General features: G+C 61.8%; 17 protein-coding genes and 4 tRNA genes. 4 read left to right on the plus strand and 17 right to left on the minus strand.

Annotation, left to right across the window (positions count from 1 at the left end):
- Positions 1–206 precede the first annotated feature (206 nt).
- From C8348_RS10545 to C8348_RS10580, 8 genes are all read right to left on the minus strand, one after another.
- Positions 207–1,391, minus strand: coding sequence for an NADH-quinone oxidoreductase subunit D (locus C8348_RS10545; protein ID WP_106753288.1), 1,185 nt, complete (start codon positions 1,389–1,391; stop codon positions 207–209).
- A 10-nt stretch (positions 1,392–1,401) separates the two neighbouring features.
- A complete protein-coding gene (locus C8348_RS10550; RefSeq protein WP_106753289.1) occupies positions 1,402–2,007 on the minus strand; it encodes an NADH-quinone oxidoreductase subunit C in 606 nt (201 codons plus the stop codon).
- 126 nt (positions 2,008–2,133) lie between these two features.
- Entirely contained in the window at positions 2,134–2,715 is a 582-nt protein-coding gene (locus C8348_RS10555; protein ID WP_198647003.1) for a NuoB/complex I 20 kDa subunit family protein, read from the minus strand.
- On the minus strand, positions 2,706–3,071 hold the full coding sequence (locus C8348_RS10560; RefSeq protein WP_106753291.1) for an NADH-quinone oxidoreductase subunit A: 366 nt from the start codon (positions 3,069–3,071) through the stop codon (positions 2,706–2,708). Before C8348_RS10560 ends, C8348_RS10555 begins: the two co-directional genes overlap by 10 nt.
- A 429-nt stretch (positions 3,072–3,500) precedes the next feature.
- Positions 3,501–3,577: transfer RNA gene (locus C8348_RS10565), tRNA-Asp, on the minus strand.
- A 45-nt stretch (positions 3,578–3,622) separates the two neighbouring features.
- Positions 3,623–3,699, minus strand: a tRNA-Asp gene (locus C8348_RS10570).
- Positions 3,700–4,135: 436 nt separating this feature from the next.
- Positions 4,136–4,211 (minus strand) — tRNA-Val (locus C8348_RS10575).
- 281 nt (positions 4,212–4,492) lie between these two features.
- Entirely contained in the window at positions 4,493–5,032 is a 540-nt protein-coding gene (locus C8348_RS10580) for a winged helix-turn-helix transcriptional regulator (protein WP_106753292.1), read from the minus strand.
- Between the two features lie 39 nt (positions 5,033–5,071).
- Between C8348_RS10580 and C8348_RS10585 the strand changes: the two genes are divergently transcribed.
- A complete protein-coding gene (locus tag C8348_RS10585) occupies positions 5,072–5,452 on the plus strand; it encodes a VOC family protein (protein ID WP_106753293.1) in 381 nt (126 codons plus the stop codon).
- A 247-nt stretch (positions 5,453–5,699) separates the two neighbouring features.
- Here the strand turns inward: C8348_RS10585 and C8348_RS10590 are convergent, their stop codons facing one another.
- The 7 genes from C8348_RS10590 to C8348_RS10620 form a co-directional block, all read right to left on the minus strand.
- The gene (locus tag C8348_RS10590; RefSeq protein ID WP_106753294.1) at positions 5,700–5,975 is read right to left on the minus strand and encodes an HU family DNA-binding protein; all 276 of its coding nucleotides are present in this window, start codon (positions 5,973–5,975) and stop codon (positions 5,700–5,702) included.
- A 188-nt stretch (positions 5,976–6,163) separates the two neighbouring features.
- Positions 6,164–8,593 (minus strand): endopeptidase La, encoded by a 2,430-nt coding sequence (gene lon / locus C8348_RS10595; protein WP_198647004.1) that lies wholly within the window; start codon positions 8,591–8,593, stop codon positions 6,164–6,166.
- Positions 8,594–8,920: 327 nt separating this feature from the next.
- Positions 8,921–10,183 (minus strand): ATP-dependent Clp protease ATP-binding subunit ClpX, encoded by a 1,263-nt coding sequence (gene clpX, locus C8348_RS10600; protein ID WP_106753295.1) that lies wholly within the window; start codon positions 10,181–10,183, stop codon positions 8,921–8,923.
- 207 nt (positions 10,184–10,390) lie between these two features.
- The gene (clpP, locus tag C8348_RS10605; protein ID WP_106753296.1) at positions 10,391–11,026 is read right to left on the minus strand and encodes an ATP-dependent Clp endopeptidase proteolytic subunit ClpP; all 636 of its coding nucleotides are present in this window, start codon (positions 11,024–11,026) and stop codon (positions 10,391–10,393) included.
- 210 nt (positions 11,027–11,236) lie between these two features.
- Positions 11,237–12,607, minus strand: a complete 1,371-nt coding sequence (tig, locus tag C8348_RS10610) for a trigger factor (protein WP_106753297.1) — start codon at positions 12,605–12,607, stop codon at positions 11,237–11,239.
- Positions 12,608–12,821: 214 nt separating this feature from the next.
- Positions 12,822–12,906 (minus strand) — tRNA-Leu (locus C8348_RS10615).
- Between the two features lie 98 nt (positions 12,907–13,004).
- A complete protein-coding gene (locus C8348_RS10620; RefSeq protein ID WP_244293977.1) occupies positions 13,005–14,576 on the minus strand; it encodes an NAD(P)H-hydrate dehydratase in 1,572 nt (523 codons plus the stop codon).
- Positions 14,577–14,990: 414 nt separating this feature from the next.
- Between C8348_RS10620 and C8348_RS10625 the strand changes: the two genes are divergently transcribed.
- Positions 14,991–15,329 carry a P-II family nitrogen regulator gene (locus C8348_RS10625; RefSeq protein WP_106753298.1) on the plus strand — a complete coding sequence of 113 codons (339 nt, stop codon included), beginning with the start codon at positions 14,991–14,993 and terminating at the stop codon, positions 15,327–15,329.
- Positions 15,330–15,449: 120 nt separating this feature from the next.
- On the plus strand, positions 15,450–16,859 hold the full coding sequence (gene glnA, locus C8348_RS10630; RefSeq protein WP_106753299.1) for a type I glutamate--ammonia ligase: 1,410 nt from the start codon (positions 15,450–15,452) through the stop codon (positions 16,857–16,859).
- Between the two features lie 264 nt (positions 16,860–17,123).
- Here glnA and C8348_RS10635 read toward each other — a convergent pair whose 3' ends face one another.
- On the minus strand, positions 17,124–18,350 hold the full coding sequence (locus C8348_RS10635) for a hypothetical protein (RefSeq protein WP_157950418.1): 1,227 nt from the start codon (positions 18,348–18,350) through the stop codon (positions 17,124–17,126).
- A gap of 183 nt (positions 18,351–18,533) precedes the next feature.
- On the opposite strand from C8348_RS10635, the gene tyrS reads away from it, so the two are divergent.
- Complete coding sequence (gene tyrS, locus C8348_RS10640) at positions 18,534–19,787, plus strand: tyrosine--tRNA ligase (protein WP_106753301.1); 1,254 nt, start codon at positions 18,534–18,536, stop codon at positions 19,785–19,787.
- 277 nt (positions 19,788–20,064) lie between these two features.
- On the opposite strand, the gene C8348_RS10645 is transcribed toward tyrS, so the two are convergent.
- A complete protein-coding gene (locus tag C8348_RS10645; protein WP_198647005.1) occupies positions 20,065–23,313 on the minus strand; it encodes a YhdP family protein in 3,249 nt (1,082 codons plus the stop codon).
- Positions 23,314–23,347: the final 34 nt, after the last annotated feature.

Here is a 23,347-nt window from a genome sequence, read left to right on the forward strand (position 1 = left end):
TATGTCTCAGCCGTCCGGACGATCCCTCTGAAGCCTGCAATCAGGCCGATCCAGATGATCCGCTCCGCAGCGGTTGCGGGTTGCACCGGGACAAGTCCCTGTGCCGATTGAAATTCTGCCGACAGGGCACACGGCCCTGCCCGGCTCCAGATCACAGTCTCGCGACAGCAGCGCGTCAGGGCGCTGATATCAGCACAAAGCCCGGCCTAACGGTCGACCTCGCCGAACACGATGTCGAGCGATCCAAGGATCGCCGAGACGTCGGCCAGCTGATGGCCACGGCACAGGTAATCCATCGCCTGCAGGTGAGCGTAGCCCGGAGCCTTGATCTTGCAGCGGTACGGCTTGTTGGTGCCGTCAGCCACAAGATAGACGCCGAATTCGCCCTTCGGCGCCTCGACAGCGGCATACACTTCGCCGGCCGGGACATGGTAGCCCTCGGTGTAGAGCTTGAAGTGATGGATCAAGGCTTCCATCGACCGCTTCATCTCGCCGCGCTTCGGCGGAACGATTTTGCCGTCGGTCGACGAGATCGGACCCGTCTCCTTGGTCAGGCGCTCCAGGCACTGCTTCATGATGCGGATCGACTGGCGCATCTCTTCCATGCGGATGAGATAGCGGTCGTAGCAGTCGCCGTTCTTGCCGATCGGAATGTCGAAATCGAGATCGCCATAAACCTCATAGGGCTGCGACTTGCGCAGGTCCCACGCCGCCCCAGAACCGCGCACCATGACGCCGGAGAAGCCCCAGGCCCAGGCCTCCTCAAGCGTCACGACGCCGATGTCGACGTTGCGCTGCTTGAAGATGCGGTTTTCGGTCAGCAGGCCTTCGATGTCGTCCAGTGTCTTCAGGAACGGGTCACAGAAGTCCCAGATGTCGTCCAGCAGCGCACGCGGCAGGTCCTGGTGCACGCCACCCGGACGAACATAGGCTGCGTGCATGCGGGCGCCGCAGGCGCGCTCATAGAACACCATCAGCTCTTCACGCGGCTCGAAGCCCCACAGTGGCGGGGTCAGCGCACCAACGTCCATGGCCTGCGTGGTCACGTTCAGGAGATGCGACAGGATGCGGCCGATTTCCGAGAAGAGAACGCGGATCAGTTGGCCACGTATCGGCACGGTGATGCCGAGCATCTTTTCCACGGCCAGCGCGAAGGCATGTTCCTGGTTCATCGGCGCCACGTAATCGAGGCGGTCGAAATACGGAACGGCCTGCAGATAGGTCTTCTGCTCGATCAGCTTCTCGGTGCCGCGATGCAGCAGGCCGATATGCGGATCGACGCGCGTGACAACTTCGCCGTCCAGTTCCAGCACGAGGCGCAACACGCCGTGCGCCGCCGGATGCTGCGGACCGAAGTTGATGTTGAAATTGCGAACCTGAGCCTCAGCCATCTCGCCCGCCTTAATTCGTCGTTGCCTTCTCATCGCCCGGCAGCACGTAGTCCGTGCCTTCCCAGGGCGAGAGGAAGTCGAAGTTGCGGAATTCCTGGTTCAGACGCACGGGCTCGTAAACCACGCGCTTCTTCTCGTCGTCGTAACGCACTTCGACGTAACCGGTGACGGGAAAGTCCTTGCGCAGCGGGTGACCGTCGAAGCCGTAGTCAGTCAGGATGCGGCGCAGATCCGGGTGCCCGGAGAACAGGATGCCGTACATGTCGTAGGCTTCGCGCTCGAACCACTCGGCCGACGGGAACACGGCGATCAGCGAGGGCACCGGCGTGTCCTCATCGGTCGCGACCTTCACACGGATGCGCTGGTTCTGGACCGGGGACATCAGATGGTAGACCACGTCGAACCGCTTTTCGCGGGCCGGATAGTCCACACCGCAGATGTCCGTCAGGTTGAGGAACTTGCAACTTGCGTCGTCCCGCAGATAGCGGATCGCATCCACGATTGCCGGCGCCGCGACCACAAGGGTTAGTTCGCCATAGGCAACGGACCAGGACAGAAGCTTGTCCTGGAGCCCTTGCTGGATGTGCTCGCCGAGTTCCTTGAGCGTCTCGTCCATCGTATCGACCTCGACAATGTCCCCGTGTGCGTCACGCGGGGCTCTCCCTCAAGGCACCGTCGCCGGTGCCGCTGGCAGGTTGCCCCCGCCCGTCCTGCCCGGCCAGACTTGCGCCTGGCCCGAGCCTTAGCGTTCGATCGTGCCGGTGCGGCGGATCTTCTTCTGCAGCATCAGCACGCCATAGAGCAGCGCTTCAGCCGTCGGCGGGCAGCCCGGGACATAGATGTCGACCGGAACGATGCGGTCACAGCCGCGCACCACCGAGTAGGAATAGTGATAATAGCCGCCGCCGTTGGCGCAGGAGCCCATGGAGATGACATAGCGCGGCTCCGGCATCTGGTCATAGACCTTGCGCAGGGCCGGGGCCATCTTGTTGGTCAGCGTGCCGGCGACGATCATCACGTCGGACTGGCGTGGGCTGGCGCGCGGAGCAAAGCCGAACCGCTCGGCGTCATACCGCGGCATCGACATCTGCATCATTTCGACTGCGCAGCAGGCCAGACCAAAGGTCATCCACATCAGCGAGCCGGTGCGGGCCCACTGGATCAGGCTGTCGGTCGAGGTTACGAGAAAGCCCTTGTCGGCCAGTTCGTCATTCACCTGCGAGAAGAATGCATCGTTCGAGCCAATCGGCTTGCCGGTGGCAGGATCGATCAGGCCCTTGGGCTGCGGTGCCACAAGCGGGCCGGAAGATGTGGTCAGTCCCATTCCAGAGCCCCCTTCTTCCATTCGTAGATGAAGCCGATCGTCAGCACGCCGAGGAAGACCATCATCGACCAGAAGCCGTACCAGCCCAGATCACCGAACACGACGGCCCAGGGGAACAGGAAGGCAACTTCCAGATCGAAGATGATGAAGAGGATCGAGACGAGGTAGAAGCGCACATCGAACTTCATGCGCGCGTCGTCAAAAGCATTGAATCCGCACTCATAGGCGGACAGCTTTTCAGGATCCGGCTTCGAATAGGCCAGCAAAAACGGCGACACCAGCAACGCCAGGCCGATGACCAGCGAGATGCCGATGAAGACGGCAATCGGGATGTAATCCCGCAACAGATCTTCCATGTCTTTCGCGTCCTTGCATCTGGCGGGCCGGATCGGGAGGAGATCCAGTCGCAACGGACAGGCGCGATGACGCGACTCATGCCCGCAGCGGCCCCGGTTTAACCAATATGCGAGCGCACGCTTAGCCCACGTACATGGGCAACGCAAGAGCCCAGACCGGTCAAACACAAGCACAATTCGTTCCGCCTGCTGCCTGGGGACGGCATTTTACGGCTCTGACGCCTTGCAAGCGGCTGAAATCCGCCCACAAGCCGCCGCAATTCAAGCCCTGCCCTGCCCGGGCGCGGCGGCACCTCGACGCAGGACAGCTTGCGGCGATGGTTATTGGCTGGCAAACGAGAGGGAGAGAGGAAGCAAACGATCCGGCGCAGCGCAAACCGCCGGCGATAAAGAAAAAGGCCCCACGAGGGGGCCTGTTCTTTTCGTGAGTGGCGCGAGTGACGGGGCTCGAACCCGCGACCTCCGGCGTGACAGGCCGGCACTCTAACCAACTGAGCTACACCCGCACATCTCACGAAGCGGTCGCCATATCCCCAAGAGACTTGAGAAAATGGCGCGAGTGACGGGGCTCGAACCCGCGACCTCCGGCGTGACAGGCCGGCACTCTAACCAACTGAGCTACACCCGCTTCGTTCCCGCAAGCCATGTGGCCCGCAAGAAGTGGGCGTGGTGTACGGCGCTGAGAGCGGGAAGTCAAGCACCTGAAACAGCCTTCCGTGCGGTTTTTCGGCGAGGGCAAAAACATGCGCCGATCCCCTGCGGAACCCCTCGTTTTCCCTTGTGAATAACCGTCGTTTCCGCAGCCAACTAAAAACTTCGACCGGCGAAAATCTCTTCTCCGGCAAAAGGTTATCCACAGCGAATGCGATATTGGGTGCCTAGGGGTCAGATGACGTGAAGTGCGTCAGACCCGGCGGATCGGCGCGCGCGTCCCTCACCAGCAACCTGTCTTGTGCCTTGCGGAAGACCGCCGGCAAAGCTTCAGGCATCGCAAGACACAAAAAAACCCGGCGACTTTCGTGCCAGGTTCGTCTCATCCGTTTGTCCGCGATCATCGTGCGGGATGGTGGGCGGTGAGAGACTCGAACTCCCGACATCCTCGGTGTAAACGAGGCGCTCTACCAACTGAGCTAACCGCCCGCCGATGAATGTGGCTCATAGGGGCTTCGCTCCAGCTTGGCAAGAGGCAATTAAAGAAGCGCTTGTTTTTCAGCTGTGGCCTGTGGGCAATTTTCAGTGCCCTGCCCGCTCGGCTACGGACTTCCTTCGATTGCTGCTTGCTACTAGATGGGGATAACACGCTTCCTCGCGAACAGCGTTTGAAAGAGAGCAGCAAGCTGAAACCGGAGACAGGCTGCGTTTAAGCCGCTTTTTAAACGTCGACGCTGTCTCAAGTGATCTATGGAGCGGCTTCAGCACCTTCAGCGCACAAGCATTGTGTTTGTAACACTGCTGATCATCGCCCCGTTGTTTATGGCAGAGTAGAACGGCCTTGGCGGCCGCGTCGCTTCGTCAACGCGCCTGTGGATCCAGGTTCTTTGCTCCATACACCGCAACGACTGAGACAAGGCCCGGTCCGAGATGGACGACAAGCTCCGCCTTATTTCACCAAACTGTTGTGGCGTCTGCAACGTCGTCAACACCGGTAAGGTCCAGGAGAGACGCAGGAGGTCCTGCTCGTCTGCCTTGACGATATTCAGAACCTCATTGGCCATTCTGGCAGCCACCTCCCCCGCCGGCGTCAGCCGGAATTCCGGGCGCAGTGGGTGGCCGTGGCCGGGATTTCGCTCTAGCAGCCCAATCATCAGGAGGTGATCAAGGCTTTGCAGAAAAGCCGTCCTGCCGGCCCCCGTGGCTGCCAGCAGCGTAGCCTGCCGCCCCGGAATACCGAGATGGAGCTTGTCGAGAATAGGCAGCGCCCAGGCTCGCGAGGTGATCTTGACAATGAGATTTATGTCCATAAAGTATAGTTACTATATTTTGGTATGGAAGGACAGCCCGTGGCACTCATCACATTGGATCAAACAATCACCATCGCCATGTCCGTCAAGGACCGGCACAAAAGCGCAGACTGGTACAAGGAGATGCTGGGCTTCGAGACGATCTTCCATATCGATGACGCCGGCTGGTCAGAGCTGCAGACGAACACCCAGAATGTAACTCTTGGCCTTGGGGAGCATGTAGAGCCGGTGCCAGGGAATTGCGTTCCGGTCTTCGGCATTGCCGATCTCGATGCGGCGCGTGCCAGCATGGAACAGGTCGGCGTCCAGTTTGATGGTCCGACAGTCGTCGTCGAAGGCATGGTCAAGACCGCGACCTTTTATGATCCCGACGGCAATGCCCTGATGCTTGCACAAAACCTGATGGCCGCCGCCTCGTGATGCATCGCTGTTGGTGCAGGGCGTCGTTGACTGCTTGATCAGGGCTTTCGACTGGAGGAAGTGAGCGCCCCTCACCACAGGTCGCCCCTTCATTCGAACAGCGCCTGCGTCGTTTTATGTCGCGTATTCCCGGTCACCAAGTCACTGCATGCACCCGCAGTTAATGTCGCACCCAAGCAAGGACACAAAAAAACCCGCGCATTCCATCGAATGCGCGGGAAATTTTTTGTCCTGACGGACCGCCAAATCAAGCGTTAACGGAGTCCTTGAGGCCCTTGCCGGCCTTGAACTTCGGCGTCTTGGAGGCCGGGATCTGGATCGTCTCGCCGGTGCGCGGGTTGCGACCTTCGGTGGCGGCGCGCTCGGATACCGAGAAGTTGCCGAAGCCGATGATGCGGACTTCATCACCGCCCTTGAGCGCCTGGGTCACGGCTTCAAAGGTCGCATCAACAGCTTCACCAGCCTGCGCCTTGGTCAGGCCGGTCTTCTCGGCCACAGCCGCGATCAGATCGTTCTTGTTCATAGCAGTCCCTTTCTACAAAACGGCGAAAAGCAGGCGATTCACGCCAAAAGCCGCTGGCCGGAAATTCGTGGGAAACGCCCCTCAAATCAAGCCATTTCTCGCAGAAATCCGCCATTTTCACGCGATTCAGATGCAAAAAGCCCCGGTGGAGACCGGGGCTTTCGCTCGTCTAGACAAATTTTGCCGTATCAGTGGGCCACGACACCCGATGCATCATCGTCAGCGGGGCGTTTGTCGGCCGCCGCAGCAGTGCGTGCCTCGTCCCATTCGATGGCTTCCGGCATGCGCAGAAGGGCGTTTTTCAGCACTTCCTCCATGCTCGAGACCGGGATGATGTCGAGCGCGTTCTTCACGCTGTCCGGGATATCCGCCAGGTCCTTGGCGTTGTCTTCCGGGATCATCACGGTCTTGATGCCACCACGCAGGGCTGCAAGAAGCTTCTCCTTGAGGCCGCCGATGGGCAGGATGCGACCACGCAGGGTGATCTCGCCGGTCATGGCAACATCGCGGCGGACCGGGATGCCGGTCATGACCGAGATCACGGCCGTGGCCATCGCGATGCCGGCTGACGGTCCATCCTTTGGCGTCGCGCCTTCCGGCACGTGCACGTGGATGTCGCGCTTGTCGAACAGCGGCGGCTCGATGCCGAAATCGATGGCACGGGAGCGGACATAGGATGCCGCCGCCGAAATCGATTCCTTCATCACATCACGCAGGTTGCCCGTGACCGTCATCTTGCCCTTGCCGGGCATCATGACGCCTTCGATGGTCAGCAATTCGCCGCCCACTTCCGTCCAGGCAAGGCCCGTGACCACACCGACCTGATCCTCAAGCTCGGCCTCGCCATAGCGGTAGCGCGGCACGCCGAGATATTTCTCGACCATGTCGCTGTCCACATGCACCGTCTTGACGCCGGTCATCAGGATGTCCTTCACGGCCTTGCGGGCCAGTGTCGCCATCTCGCGCTCAAGGTTACGCACGCCCGCTTCGCGGGTGTAGCGGCGGATGACCTTGCGCAGGGCTTCCTGATCGACGGAGAACTCACCATCGCGCAGGCCATGGTCCTTCTCCGCCTTCGGCAACAGGTGACGGCGGGAGATCTCGACCTTTTCATCCTCGGTATAACCGGCGATGCGAATGATCTCCATGCGGTCCATCAGAGGCGCCGGGATGTTCAGCGTGTTGGCCGTCGTCACGAACATCACGTCCGACAGGTCATATTCGACCTCCAGATAGTGATCCATGAAGGCGTTGTTCTGTTCCGGATCGAGCACCTCGAGCAGGGCAGCCGACGGATCGCCGCGGAAGTCCATGCCCATCTTGTCGATCTCGTCGAGAAGGAACAACGGGTTCGACTTCTTCGCCTTCTTCATCGACTGGATGACCTTGCCGGGCATCGAGCCAATGTAGGTCCGGCGATGGCCACGAATCTCGGCCTCGTCGCGCACACCGCCGAGCGACATGCGCACGAACTCACGGCCTGTCGCCTTGGCAATCGACTTGCCAAGCGAGGTCTTGCCGACGCCCGGAGGGCCGACGAGGCAGAGGATCGGCCCCTTCAGCTTGTTGGCACGGGCCAGCACCGCGAGATACTCGACGATGCGTTCCTTGACCTTGTCGAGGCCGTAGTGATCAGTGTCCAGCACCTGCTCGGCAAGCGCCAGGTCATTCTTGACCTTGCTCTTCTTGCCCCACGGAATCCCGAGGATCCAGTCCAGATAGTTGCGCACCACGGTGGCTTCCGCCGACATGGGGCTCATCTGCTTGAGCTTCTTGACCTCGGCATGAGCGCGTTCGCGCGCTTCCTTGCTGAGCTTGGTCTTCTTGATGCGCTCTTCCAGTTCAGCCAGTTCGTCGCGGCCGTCCTCACCGTCGCCGAGTTCCTTCTGGATCGCCTTCATCTGCTCGTTGAGATAGTACTCGCGCTGGGTCTTCTCCATCTGGCGCTTGACGCGCGAGCGGATGCGCTTTTCCACCTGCAAGACCGAGATCTCGCTTTCCATCAGACCCAGCACGCGCTCAAGGCGTTCGGCGACGGAGTCGATGGCAAGGATGTCCTGCTTTTCCGGGATCTTGATCGCCAGATGCGAGGCAATGGTGTCGGCCAGCTTCGAGTGATCCTCGATCTGGTTGACCGCCCCCAGAACCTCGGGCGAGACCTTCTTGTTCAGCTTGACGTAATTCTCGAACTCGGCGACCACCGAGCGGGCCAGCGCCTCGACCTCGATGTTCTCGCCATCCTTCTCCGGCAGCACTTCCGCTTCGGCTTCATAGAAGTCAGTGAGGTCGGTGTACTGGGTGATCCGAGCACGGGCACCGCCCTCGACCAGCACCTTGACGGTGTTGTCCGGCAGTTTCAAAAGCTGGAGAACGGTCGCCAGCGTGCCGATCTCGTAGATGTCATCCGAGGCCGGATCATCATCCGCAGCATTCTTCTGGGTAGCAAGCAGGATGTGCTTGTCGGAAGTCATGACCTCTTCGAGGGCGCGGATGGATTTCTCACGCCCGACGAACAGCGGGACAATCATGTGCGGGAACACAACGATGTCGCGCAGCGGGAGCACCGGATAGACGCTCTTTCCGGCCTCGTCGAGGGAGCGCGTTTCGATTTCGCTCATGTCCATTCCTTTCTGCGGGCCCATGGCACCCCGGGGAGGAAGGGGGTGCCTGCGGCTCTCCTTGGATGGTCTTCCGCCCCGGAAGTGGTGCGGATCCTGGCCGGCTCCGGACGTCCCCACTGGGCAACGACGCTGAACCGCCGAACCATCGTTCTGTCTATTAGGTGGACACCGGGGGGCAAGGTGTCAAGGCAGCGCCGAAAGATGGGTGGCCTAGGCTGTTGAAGACGACAGCCTTCCCACCGCTTCCTGCAGAAATAGTATCAAAAAAGCAAAATGCCGCCCGAAAACCGGGCGGCATATGATGCATTCGGCAAGTCTGCCTGATCAGGCCGAGGTGGCTGTCTCGGCGCGGTCTTCGTAGATGTAGAGCGGGCGAGCCTTGCCCTCCACCACATCCGGCGAGATCACGACTTCCTTCACGCCCTTGAGACCCGGCAACTCGTACATGGTGTCGAGCAGGATCGATTCCAGGATCGACCGCAGGCCACGCGCACCGGTCTTGCGCTCGATGGCGCGGCGGGCGATGGCCTTGAGCGCATCCTCATGGAAGGACAGCTCGACGTTCTCCATCTCGAACAGGCGCTGGTACTGCTTGACCAGAGCGTTCTTCGGCTCGGTCAGGATCGTCATCAGGGCTTCTTCGTCGAGATCCTCAAGCGTCGCGATGACCGGCAGACGGCCCACGAACTCCGGGATCAGACCGAACTTCAGCAGATCTTCGGGCTCAAGTTCCGAGAACAATTCACCGATTCGGCGGTCATCGGGACCGACCACGTCGGCCTTGAAGCCCATCGACGACTTGCGACCACGATCGGAAATGATCTTGTCGAGGCCGGCAAAGGCTCCGCCGCAGATGAACAGGATGTTGGTCGTGTCCACCTGCAGGAATTCCTGCTGCGGATGCTTGCGCCCGCCCTGGGGGGGAACGGAAGCCACGGTGCCTTCCATGATCTTCAGCAGGGCCTGCTGCACGCCTTCACCCGAAACGTCACGGGTGATCGACGGGTTGTCGGCCTTGCGCGAAATCTTGTCGACTTCGTCGATGTAGACGATGCCGCGCTGTGCCCGCTCGACATTGTAGTCGGCGGCCTGCAGCAGCTTGAGGATGATGTTCTCGACATCCTCGCCGACGTAGCCGGCTTCGGTCAGCGTCGTGGCATCAGCCATTGTGAACGGCACATCCAGGATGCGTGCCAGGGTCTGGGCAAGAAGCGTCTTGCCGCAACCGGTCGGGCCGCAGAGCAGGATGTTCGACTTCGCCAGTTCAACGTCGTTGTTCTTCGACGCGTGGTTCAGGCGCTTGTAGTGGTTGTGCACGGCCACCGACAGCACCTTCTTGGCGCTGTTCTGACCGATCACATAATCATCCAGGACATGGCGAATTTCCTGCGGCGTGGGGATGCCATCGCGCGATTTCACCAGCGAGGACTTGTTCTCCTCGCGTATGATGTCCATGCACAGCTCGACACATTCATCGCAGATGAAAACAGTCGGGCCGGCGATCAGCTTGCGAACTTCGTGTTGGCTCTTGCCGCAAAAGGAGCAGTAGAGCGTATTCTTGGAGTCGCTGCCGCTGGCCTTTGTCATCTAATCAACCCCGCAGGTTCCGAGAGGGCATATGCCCTTCCCCTTGTCGTTCCGGACCGGGCGTTGCCCGCCTGATCCGACAATCGGTCCATGACCGCTTTTCTGGCGACTTCCACGGACGATGATCGTTTCATGCTTCGCCCGTAAAAATCAATATTCGTTTAAGCGGGCCAGACAAAGCTGGCCCTTTTGCTTTGTCAGCCTGCGTCAGGTTGCCGGCGTCGCCGACAGGCTGGCGCGGTCGGTGATCACGGCATCGACAATACCGAAGGACTTCGCCACCTCGGCAGTCATGAAGTTGTCACGTTCCAGCGCTTCTTCCACCTGGTCAAGCGACTGACCGGTGTGCTTCACGTAGATTTCATTCAGCCGGCGCTTCAGGCTCAGGATTTCCTGGGCATGCAGCATGATGTCGGCGGCCTGGCCACGGAACCCGCCGGAGGGCTGATGCACCATCACGCGGGCATTGGGCAGCGAGAAGCGGCTGCCCTTGTGGCCGGCGGCCAGCAACAGCGAGCCCATCGAGGCGGCCTGGCCGATGCACAGCGTCGACACTTCCGGCCGGATGAATTGCATCGTGTCATAGATCGCAAGGCCAGCCGTCACGAGGCCGCCGGGCGAATTGATGTAGATTGCAATTTCCTTGGTCGGGTTTTCCGATTCCAGGAACAGCAACTGGGCGCAGACGAGCGTCGCCAGATGATCCTCGATCGGACCGGTCAGGAAAATGATCCGCTCCTTCAGGAGGCGGGAATAGATATCGAAGGCCCGCTCACCCCGGTTCGTCTGCTCGACAACCATCGGCACGAGCGTGTTCGTGTAGAATTCGACGGGATCCTTCATACCTTATCCATTTGCTGGCGCGTGCCGGACCGGGGGATGCCGGCCGACAGGCGAAGACACGCGATGTTCGAGTTCACAGCGGCACTCTGGCCCCATGAGTCGAAAAGAGCGACACCCATACATAGGGGATGCCGCCCAGATCGCAAGATTGTGGTCGATGCGGCGTGAAGGCAAGGTTAAAGCCATCACGCCGCAGGAGCAATGAAACGGTCAGCCGGCGGCTGCCTCGTCCTTTTCCTCGTCCTCAGCCACGAGCTTCTGCAGCTCTTCCTTGGTCACGGTCTTGTCGGTGACCTTGGCAAGGGACAGGATGAAATCGACAACCTTCTCTTCGTAGATCGGAGCGCGCAGGGTTGCGAGCGCCTGCGGGTTGTTCTTGTAGAACTCGAACACCTGACGCTCCTGGCCCGGGAACTGGCGCACGCGGTCGAACAGCGCGCGCTGGACTTCCTCGTCGGTCACCTGGACAGAGTTCTTCTCGCCGACTTCCGACAGCACCAGACCCAGGCGCACGCGGCGCTCGGCAATCTTGCGGTAGTCAGCCTTGGCGGCTTCTTCCGTGGTGCCTTCGTCTTCGAAGGTCTTGCCGTTGCGGGTCATGTCGTTCTCGACCTGGTTCCAGATGTTCTGGAATTCGGTGTCGAGCAGCTTGGACGGCAGGTCGAAGGTGTAGACCGCATCGAGCTTGTCGAGCAGCTGACGCTTGACGCGCTGGCGGGTCATGGCGCCGAACTGGCTCTCGATCTGGCCGCGGATGATGTCCTTCAGGCTGTCGAGCGACTCAAGGCCAAGGCTCTTGGCGAACTCGTCATCGATCGTGACTTCACCCGCTGCAGCCACGTCCTTGAGGACGATGTCGAAGGTGACTTCCTTGCCGGCAAGATGCTCGGCCTGGTAGTCGGCCGGGAAGGAGACGGTGATGACCTTCTCTTCGCCCTGCTTCATGCCGACAACAGCTTCTTCGAAGCCCGGAATGAACTGGTTCGAGCCGAGGACCAGCTGGCCGTTCTCGTCGGCGCCGCCATCGAACGGAACGCCGTCGAGCTTGCCAAGGTAGGACATGGTGACGCGGTCGCCGTTCTCGGCAACGGCGCCATCGCCCTTGCTGACGAACGGACGGTTGTTGGCGGCAATCGCCTCGACCTGTTCCATCACGCCGGCTTCGGAGACCTCGACGATCTCACGTTCCAGCTCGATCGTGGAAAAGTCGACGATGTCGAAGGTCGGCAGCAGGTCATAGATGACCTTGAAGGCCAGATCTGCGGTGCCTTCGATGATGGCTTCCGCCTGGTCATCAGCCAGATCGATATCCGGCTGCAGCGCCGGGCGCTCCGAGCGGTCCTCAATTGCCTTCAGGCTGGATTCCTGGATGGTCGTGGAGACGATTTCCGCCATCGCCTGACGACCGTACATGCGCTTCATGTGCGCAGCCGGAACCTTGCCCGGACGGAAGCCGTTGATCCGGACCTTGTCCTTCAGTTCATCGAGGTACGAATCAAGCTTGGACGCCAGCTCGGTTGCCGGGATGACGATCTTCAGTTCGCGCTTGAGGCCCTCGGAAAGGGTTTCGGTCACCTGCATGATAGTGTGCTTCGTCCTTGGTGTGGAACCCGGCTGGATCCCAACTCATGTTTTCAATCGACCCCGGAGGGCCCTCATCAGGGCGATCGCGACGCTCAGGATCCACATGACTGCCTGCAATCTCGACGAAGTATCTGTCGGATCTTAGGAAGATGGGGACCGGCGCGCAGTCGACCGGTTCAGCCTCGGCTGGCGGATCCGGGCCATATCGCCATGGTGCGGGCGGAGGGACTTGAACCCCCACGGCTTACGCCACCAGAACCTAAATCTGGCGTGTCTACCAGTTCCACCACGCCCGCGACGGCTTAGGACGCCCGAAGCCAGGGCGCGGCCTCTATAACACCCGACCTTGCCGCATCAAAGCAAAAATGCCGCGCACGGCTAAAACACGCAGCCTTTATTCCGGCAGCAGCCCGGCAAGCAGCTGCGGCAGAGCCGGCAAAAGGTCTTCGGCGGTCATTCCTTCGCCGCAGATCGCTCCGGCAGCGCCATGCAGATACACCGCCATGGCAGCCGCCTCGAACGCCGGCACCCCTTGCGCCAGAAGTCCGGCGACCAGTCCGGCCAGCACATCGCCCGATCCGGCTGTGGCAAGGCAAGGTGGGGCGTTGTCATTGATATACGTGCGGCCATCCGGGGCAGCGATCACGGTATCAGGCCCCTTGAGGACGATGATGGATGAAGATCGTTGCGCGGCCTGTCGGGCGCCCGACAGGCGATCCAACTGAAGAAGATCAGGAAAGAGCGACCGGAACTCGCCGGCATGCGGTGTCAGGACAGCTGGATCAGGCCTTTGTCCCAGTCGCATCAAAAGTTGTTCCGGCGCGCTCTTGAAGACCGAAAGGGCATCTGCATCCAAGACGAGCGCTGGCCGGGCTGAGGCAAGCTGCAACACTCGGTCAACAAGAGCCGGTGCCCGGGCTTCGGTCCGCCCTGCCCCCGGCCCCACGAGGCAGGCCGACAGGCGCGGGTCGGCCAGGGCAGCCTCAAGCTCGGCAGGATCGCGCAGGGGCCGGACCATAATGGCTGTGAGATGCGTCACCAGCGCCGCCGTTGCAGATGGCTCGCAGGCTACCGTGACCAGACCCGCCCCGACCCGCAGGGCGGCCTCTGCCGACAGGCGAATGGCACCGGTCATGCTGAAGGGGCCAGAAAAGGCGAGCACGGCCCCCCGGGAATATTTGTGGGCTTCCCGCCCCGGACGCGGCAACGGACAGGGCCAGGCGGCCGGACCATTTCGCCGGACTGCCGGCGCAAGGGCGGAAATCGTTTCATTGCTGATGCCAATATCGCAGACCTCTGTTCGCCCGCATAAAAGGCGACCCGGCAGAAGCAGATGGCCAGGCTTTTTCCGGGCAAAGGTAACTGTCCGATCCGCCCGGACAACGGGCCCCAGCGCCAAGCCGCTGGCGCCATCGAGGCCTGAGGGAACATCCACGGCCAGCACCGGGCAGCCGGACAGGTTGACGGCCTCGACGACTGCGGCCGCCAGCCCCTCCAGCGGCCGCGACAAACCGGCACCGAACAAGGCATCGATCACCACGTGGCCTCCGGCCGCCTGCAGTGCAGTCCGGATCGGACCGGCGTCAGCCAGGACCTCGGTGACGCCCCCTGCCCGCTCGAATGTGTTCGCGGCTACGCCTGCGTCGCCGGACAGCGCCTCCCGCGCCGCCAGCAGATAAAGCTGCACAGGGAGCCCCCAGCTGCGCAGGACCGCAGCCGCGACAAAGCCATCGCCGCCATTGTTGCCAGGACCGCACAACACCAGGACCGGTCGTCCTGCCAGGCCCTTCTGCTGCTGCAGCGAAATGGCCGCCCGTGCCACGGCAGCCCCTGCCCGGCGCATCAAGACAATCCCCGCCGTGCCCGACGCGATGGTCCGCCGATCTGCCTCGGCCATCTCTGATGGCGTCAGAAGCGCAGAAGCGGTCTGGTGGGCATCCCAGCCCCACGGGATGTTGCTCGTCATGTGTCTGGTCCGATCTGCACATTGTCATCGCAGCATAGCCGCGAACCACGTCCGGAGCAGCCACTTGCCAACACCATTGAAGGGCACAGGCAACCCTGCCAATTCGGGGCCAAAGCCTGCGCAGGGGCCCGGCAAGCTGCACAAGGATTCGGCACCATCCTTCCAACCACCCGCATCGAAATGCTGCTTATTTGGTGTGCATCTGCTAAATTTAGCGGCAGCATGACGCGCAGCCCACGCAAGCCGCGGAGTTTTTGCCCTCAGACATGCTGCTTTTTTCACCGTTTCGGTCCCTTGCAGGAACTGGCACGCCATGTGCTTACATTGAGGCGACCACGGCAGGCCCGACACGACGTCCGCCCCACGCAACAACACCGGCCTCAAGGCCTCAGACACGGAGAGAGACCCAAGGCGATGAAAAAGATCGAAGCGATCATCAAGCCCTTCAAGCTCGACGAGGTGAAGGAGGCGCTGCAGGAGGTTGGTCTGCAAGGCATTACCGTGACCGAAGCCAAGGGCTTTGGCCGCCAGAAGGGCCACACCGAGCTCTATCGCGGCGCGGAATATGTCGTCGACTTCCTGCCCAAGGTCAAAGTCGAGGTCGTATTGCCGGATGAAATGGTCGAGAAAGCAGTCGATGCGATTCGCAACGCTGCCCAGACCGGCCGTATCGGCGACGGCAAGATCTTCGTCTCCAACATCGAGGAGGCGGTCCGCATCCGCACCGGCGAATCCGGCGTCGACGCGATCTGATCCTTTTTGCGGGCTTCGCCCGCTCCCCCTTTCGGTCCTGATGGATCCGGCGCCCTCGAGCGCCATCCCGGGCCCGAGAACAAGCCCAAGTGACAACCAGAACACCAGGGAAGTGAATACATGACCACCGCTGCTGAGATCCTCAAGGATATCAAGGACAAGGACATCAAGTTCGTCGACCTGCGCTTTACCGATCCGCGCGGCAAGATGCACCATGTCACGATGGATGCCGGCCTTGTCGACGAAGACATGTTCGCTGAAGGCGTGGCCTTTGACGGCTCGTCGATCGCGGGCTGGAAGGCCATCGACGCCTCGGACATGACGCTGGTCCTCGATCCGGCCACCGTGCACATGGACCCGTTCTTCGCCCAGTCCACGATGGTGATCCTCTGCGACATCGTCGACCCGCGCACCGGCGAGACCTACAACCGCGACCCGCGCACCATCGCCAAGAAGGCCGAAGCCTATGTGAAGGCTGGCGGTTTCGGCGACACCATCGTGTTCGGCCCGGAAGCTGAATTCTTCATCTTCGACGACGTGCGTTTTGCCTCGGAGCCGTTCAACACGGGCTTCAAGCTGGACTGCTCGGAACTGCCGACCAACCTCGACACCGAGTACGAGGCCGGCAACATGGGTCACCGCCCGCGCATCAAGGGCGGCTACTTCCCGGTTCCGCCGATCGACAGCGCCCAGGACATCCGCTCCGAGATGCTGTCCGTCATGTCCGAAATGGGTGTGGTCGTTGAGAAGCATCACCACGAAGTGGCTGCTGCCCAGCATGAACTTGGCATCAAGTTCAACACCATGACCACCTGCGCCGACCACATGCAGATCTACAAGTACGTGGTGCACCAGGTCGCCCATGCCTACGGCAAGACCGCAACCTTCATGCCGAAGCCGGTGTTCGGCGACAACGGCTCGGGCATGCACTGCCACCAGTCGATCTGGAAAGACGGCAAGCCGATGTTCGCCGGCAACCTCTATGCTGACCTCAGCGAGATGTGCCTGTACTACATCGGTGGCATCCTGAAGCACGCCAAGGCCCTGAACGCCTTCACCAACCCGTCGACCAACTCCTACAAGCGTCTGGTCCCGGGCTATGAGGCTCCGGTGCTGCTGGCCTACTCCTCGGGCAACCGTTCGGCCTCCTGCCGCATCCCCTACACCTCGTCGCCGAAGGCCAAGCGCGTTGAAGTCCGCTTCCCGGATCCGGCTGCGAACCCGTACCTGGCCTTCGCTGCCCAGCTGATGGCCGGTCTTGATGGTATCAAGAACAAGATCCATCCGGGCGATGCCATGGACAAGAACCTCTACGACCTGCCGCCGGAAGAGCTGGCCGAGATCCCGACCGTTGCCGGCTCGCTGCGCGAAGCCCTGCAGTCGCTGGACATCGACCGCGAGTTCCTGAAGGCCGGCGGCGTGTTCGACGACGACTTCATCGACAGCTACATCGAGCTGAAGATGGAAGAGAACATGCGCTACGAAATGACCCCGCATCCGGTCGAGTTCGACATGTACTACTCCGTCTGATCCTCACCGGGATTGGAACAGGAAAGGCCGGGCAATCGCCCGGCCTTTTCGTTTTTGTGGTCTTGCATTCACGTCATCCCGGCCGAGCAACGCGAGAGCCGGGACCGGGGAGCCGAGGCGAAACTTGATCAATGAACGCGATACGGACGAGCCAGGGTTCTCCGGTCCCGGGTCTTCGCTTTGCTGCTCCCTGGAAGACGATGAAGCGCTTGTCAGCCAACTCCTGACGGTCGTCCACGCTGCAAATTTCGTGTGATCCGCAAACTATTCCGGCATCACGACCGCCCGTTGCCGATCCCGTTCTGGAGCCCAGGCGACAAGCATCTCCCGCGCCGGGTTGGGACCGAGCGTCAGTCTGTGGAAGTCAAACGTGTCTTCCCGCTGCGAGGCGAAGAAGTAGCAGAAATGCAGCGCGAAGAAGCGCCAGCGCAGACGGTTGAAGCGGTCCCGCCCCAGTGCGTCCGGTGCCCTGCCACTGTAGCTGCGCGGTGCCAGCATCGGCGTCTCGCTCCATCGCCGGCCATAGTCGGCGACCGGATTGGCGCGGCCGCAACAAAGCGCATCCTGCGGGACATAAATGTCGCTCCAGTCGATGCCGGGAGCCGCCCCCACACGGGCAACCGCGCGCTCGAACGCGCCGCCCGCATGGTATCCGCCGATGTATCCGAATGCCGAGCCGAGCGTTGCCAGCGCAATGCCGCCGCGCGAGACACCGAGGTCCGGCTTATGCTCCAGTGCCCTGGCCAGCGCCAGGATGAATACAAAAGTGCCGGAGCTATGGGCACAAAGCAGGATGTCGTCATCCGCCCCCGCCTCACGTTCCACCCGGAGGATTTCGCTGGCGAACTGCGCGATGCGTCCGGTCATGTCCGGATCACGGTCGAAGGCAAGCTGGCGGATCGCATGCCAGTCATTGACCAGATACCAGAAGTAGGTCGACGGCTCGACGAGGCGGGACAGGCCATGCACTGTGAACGCCCAGATCCCCCATCCGGCCAGCCAGACCGGCCAGGCGACAAGCTCCGGCAAGCCGGCACTGTCCATCGCCCCTCGCACCGGCTCAAGCATGACGGCGGGCGCACACAGGAGCATCAGATAGATCAGCAGGAGGATGACCGGGTAGACATGGAAGATCCCGTTCGGCCAATGACGGCGAAAGCTGTCGATGTATCCGCCGCTGCGCGCAAATCCGGCAAAGCTCGCAAAGGCTCCCAGCATCCGCTTCGGCCACGAGCGCTGGAAATCGCGCTTGGCAAGATCACGCCAGCCCAGGAGATGAAAGACCGTACGAGTCTCGCCTTCCGGCCATGCGGCCCGGCCGCTCCAGGTCGCCGACGCACCGCCCGGCCCCTGGCCATCCGCAAAGCCGGCAAGTTCCGCATCAACGCCCCGGATCCGGCCCATCGCCTCGGCTTCTTCAGCCATCACCGACTGGAGGAAAGATGGCCGGCGCAGGTCATAGCCGGGAATGAAAACGATATGTCGCAGCAAAGGGATCGGCACCGTTGGGGAATGAGAGATGCGGCTTATGCCAGAGCTTGCGGCGCGGATCAGGATTTTTGCTGCTGAACCGGTGAAATCACCACAGACTTCCGATATAGCGGACTCAATCAGTTTCAGACCAGGGTCAAGCCTCGACGCCTGTACCCGCTTTTGACATGGAATGCGCGAAAGATGACCGAATACAAGTCGGAGTTCCTGAAAACGCTCGCCGAGCGCGGTTTCATCCATCAGGTGTCGGATCATGAGGCGCTGGACAAGCTCCTCACCACGGAAACCGTGACCGCCTATATCGGCTTCGACTGCACCGCGCCGAGCCTCCATGCCGGGTCGCTGGTCACCATCATGATGCTCTACTGGTTGCAGCAGACCGGTCACCGGCCGATCGCGCTGATGGGCTCCGGCACCACGCGCGTCGGCGATCCGACCGGCAAGGACGAGAGCCGCAAGATCCTCTCCGACGAGGACATCGAGGCCAACAAGGCCGGCATCCGCAAGGTCTTCGAGAAGCTGCTGACCTTCGGCGACGGTCCGCGCGACGCCGTCATGCTCGACAATGCTGACTGGCTGATGAAGCTCAACTATGTCGAGTTCCTGCGTGACATCGGCCGGCATTTCTCGGTCAACCAGATGATCCAGCGCGACAGCGTGCGCCTGCGTCTTGAGCGCGAGCAGCACCTGTCGTTCCTGGAATTCAACTACATGCTGCTGCAGGGCTACGACTTCCTGGAGATCTACCAGCAGACCGGCTGCCGCCTGCAGATGGGTGGCTCCGACCAGTGGTCGAACATCCTGTCCGGCGTCGACCTGATCCGCCGCAAGGCCGGCGTCGAGGCCTTCGCGCTCACCGCCCCGCTGCTGACGACCTCTTCGGGCGCGAAGATGGGCAAGACCGCCGCCGGCGCCGTCTGGCTCAATCCGGAGCAGCTGTCGGCCTATGACTACTGGCAGTACTGGCGCAACACCGAGGATGCCGACGTCGAGCGCTTCCTGAAGCTGTTCACCGTCCTGCCGCTCGCCGAAATCGCCCGGCTTGCTGCGCTGGAAGGCGCAGGGATCAACGAAGCCAAGAAGGTGCTTGCGACCGAAGCAACCGCCATGGTCCATGGCCGCGAGGCAGCGGAAGCGGCCGCCGAGACCGCCCGTCGTGCCTTCGAGGAAGGCGCCATGGCTGAAGGCCTGCCGACCGTCGAGATCGCTGCTGCCGACCTTGCCGCCGGTATCGGTGTCCTGGCCGCCTTCGTGACCGCAGGCCTGTCCGCTTCCAATGGCGAGGCCCGGCGCAACATTGCCGGCGGCGCGCTGAAGATCAACGACGTCTCTGTCACCGACGACAAGCGCGTGCTCGGCACCGCCGATCTCACCGGTGAAGGCGTCATCAAGCTGTCGATGGGCAAGAAGAAGCACGTGCTGCTGAAGCCGCTCTGAGCCTTCAGCTCTCGATCAAGTTCAGGAGCCCGGCCTTGTGCCGGGTTCTTCGACAGCAGACAACTAGGTTTTCGCCACCCCGGGCGCAGCGAAGCGGAGACCCGGGACCGGAGGGCCGGGCCTCTCCGAGACGCACTCGTTGCCCTGTCGACACCTCAGCTCTCCGGTCCCGGCTCAGCGCTTCGCTTGGCCGGGATGACGTCGGAGAGGTCGAGGTTGTCATCATCCTCCGAGCCCGGCCCTATGCCGGGCTTTCTCGTTTTCGCCGGCGTGGAGCTTAACGGAACTCGAACATCTTGCGGAAGATGCCCGGCGCGATGGCTGACACCGGATTGACGGTCAGGACCGGCGCACTGATCGGGCCAGACAGGCGATAGGTCACGCCGATCAGCCCTTCCTGGCTGCCGCCTCCCAAGGCAAAGCCAAGCAGGGGGATCTTGGCGAACAGGTTGTTGAGCGCAAAGATCGGCACGAAGGTCCCCGTCAGGGACATCTCGCGGCTGCCCAGATCGACAGTGCCGCCGACGGTACCGCCGACCACCGCCCCCTGAAGAATTCCTTCCTCAAGGGTCAGTGTGTCGCCTTTCCTGGAAAACCGGATATCCATCCGGTCAAAGGAGGCTTCTCCACTTCCGCTCATGATTGCATTGCCGGACACAGGCCGGTTGTCGGGGCCAGGGGCCGAGACCTGAGGCAACTCGGCCAGCTTGCGCAATGCCGGATCCTCGGTGATGGAGAATCCACGCACGCCGAGGGTACCGAACCAGGATTTGTCCGAGGGCAAGGAGACCAGCAGGCGGCCAGTTCCGCCGCGCATACGTTCATAGAGGTCGAGAAAGCGCAGGAGGGCACCGGTGTCCGAAAACTCACCGCTTGCGGCCCGCGCGTCGCCCTCGCCGGTGATCTCGAACCGGAAGGCGCCGCGATTGTTGGTGGCACCTGTCACTTTCAAACGAGACAGTTCCCCCTTCTCCGCCTGAATCTCCCCGGTGATATCTGTCGCAAAAACACCCTGAAAGCCCTGAAGGCGGCCGAGTTTCAGGCTGATACGATAGGACGACGTGCCGGTTGCCTTGTCACTTTCTTCGGGTTTCTTGTCCCGTACCTGCTTGATCAGCCCGCGCCCGTCGAACTGGGCTCCGGACAGGGACACGCGATAGCGGCCGGTGCCTTCCCGCGTAATCTTGAGAGCCGCGGAATCACCTGGCCGGATCTGGAATGTCCCGAAGTCGGCCTCCCGGAATTCACCGGACTTGGTCAGGAGAATTGATCCTTCGAGCGCGACCCCTTCCGAGCGCAGCGAGAAATTCTTCAGGCGCCGCTCCGTCGCTGTCTCAGTCAGGAGAAAGGAGGCGCTGGCCGGAACGCCCGGGGTCTTCTCCCACCCGATTTCAGCAAGTCGCAGGCTCGCGTCCTTCAGATCAATCTCGAACCGCTGGCCTTCCGGGGTGTCGCCAAGCTTCAGGGCCAGCGCCCCACCAACCAGCGTCCCAAGGTCGATGCCACGCCTGGCGAGTTCTGCTGCCGTTACTTTCAGCTCGACATCCTGCCGCGCAACGACATCACTGTTGTCCAGGGGATAGATAATGTCGAGATTGGCCAGCAGGCCATCGATACGACCACGTCCCTTGATGTCCACCTGCGTCGGATCCGCGGTCAGCTGGATTGCGGCATCCGTGATCTTGTGGCCGCGTATCGGCTTGTCTGCAGAAAAGCCAGAGAGCTTGGCTCGCGCGGCCCACCCCACTTCATCAACGGACAAGGCAAGTTTCAGCGGCAGCTTCGCTGTGACGTCGATGTCACCAGATCCCTTCAACTCGACGCCGCCAAGATCCGCCTTGTCGAGGATCCGGAACGGCACGGAATTGGCGATCTCGGCAAGAGGACCAAGCCCGCCCTGCAGTTTCAGATCCAATGTGCCGATCTTGATGCCGCGGTCTGCAAGATGGGGGATGTCAAACCGCCCCGCCGGGACCGCAACCGAGCCGCCCGAAGGCACGACAATGCTGCCGGACCGCAAGTCAACTGACAGCCGTTCATTCTCGATCTTCACGGTGCCGGCAAGATCGCTGATCGCTGGAAGAGTGGTCAGCGGCGCGATCTCGGTGTTGACCAGGCTGATCTCAAGCTTGAGATCATCCCCGCCCCAGCCCGGATCGGGATGGGCCTCATCAAAGGCTGGCGGACGGACCGAGGCATCGACACGGGCGCTCTGGATCAGCCCGCCCTTCAAATGTTCGATAACCCAACGCCTCGCCGGCGGCGCCAGCGTGATCGGCCAGATCTGCTTCAGCATCGAGACTGGCATGGCTTCCGCGTCCGCAGCCAGCGCAAGGTAAGGCCCGTCATCGCGCAGGTCGAGTGAGCCGATTGCGCGAAACAGTGCAGATCCGGAATGCAGTTGCAGCCGGTCGAGGAACAGAACCTTCGCAGCAAGGTCAACGCGACCGTCAAGACTGAGGTAATCGGCGACGACAGGCGGCTCCGGCACATCAGCGGAGCCGAACCGCGCCCGGTCGGCGTCGATTTCATATGTCCAGTCGGCCCCGTCGTTCGCAGGTGGCCGCACGGCTCCTGTGAAAAAGATTTCCGTATCCCCGCGAATGACATGCGACTTGCCAATGATCACACCTGGATGCCCCGCCCCCCAGCCGAGCGCCAGCGCCACATCATCGAAGCGGATCACGGTCTGGCCGGACCTGAACCAGCCATCCTGTCCGCGAGCCACAAGATTGGCCGCCTCAAACCTGCCGTCGGCACCGAGATTGGCGTTGAACTGGATCTCCAGAGGCAAGCCCAGTCCCTTGCCGCTGTCGACCTGCTCGTTGGCGGGAAACAACTCCGCCAGCGCCATGTCGCGAATGTAGAGACCGATCTGGCGTTGGCCGTGTTCAGGGTTTACGGCTCGGCGCAGGCCAAGATCCCAAAGCCCCATGCGACCGGCAATCTCGGCTTCTGCCAGAATGCCACCCTGGCCGTCGCGTCGAAGAACAGCGTCGATCTCGTTGATCCGCCTGGGGACCGGGCCAACGACATCGACCCGGCCGTTGTGCAGGCGAACCTCGGCGAGATCGCGCTTGCGGAACTCCTCGTCGACGATGGTGGCGATCCGGTCAACGGCTTCCATCATCTCGCCCATCGACAGGATGTCAGCCTCGGCATCATCGGGTCTGAGGCGAAGATGCGGGCGATCAATGTCGAGAGCGGTGAAGCGCAAAGCGCCGGACAGCAGTGGCTCCAGTTCAAGAACGGCCACAACCCGCGGCAACGTCAGGTCGATGCGGGCTTCTCCGGGGACGGTCAACTCGGCAGTCTCGATGATCACCCGGCTGCCGCCGTCCGCGAAGAGATCGAGCAGCACAGTGCCAACGGTCAAGCGGGCGCCCTCCCCCCTCGCCTGCTGCTCGATAAGGCTCGCAACACCAGGGATCGGCGTCGCGCCATTCGCCAAGAGCAGCGCCAGGCCACCGACACCAGCCAGGACGACCAGCACCAGGGCAATCAGCACCCGGCGCAGCCAACGCAATCCGGCGCGACCCGATGTTCGTATGGCTGGCAGG

It is taken from the genome of Pannonibacter carbonis (assembly GCF_003012935.1).
Lineage (GTDB): Bacteria > Pseudomonadota > Alphaproteobacteria > Rhizobiales > Stappiaceae > Pannonibacter > Pannonibacter carbonis.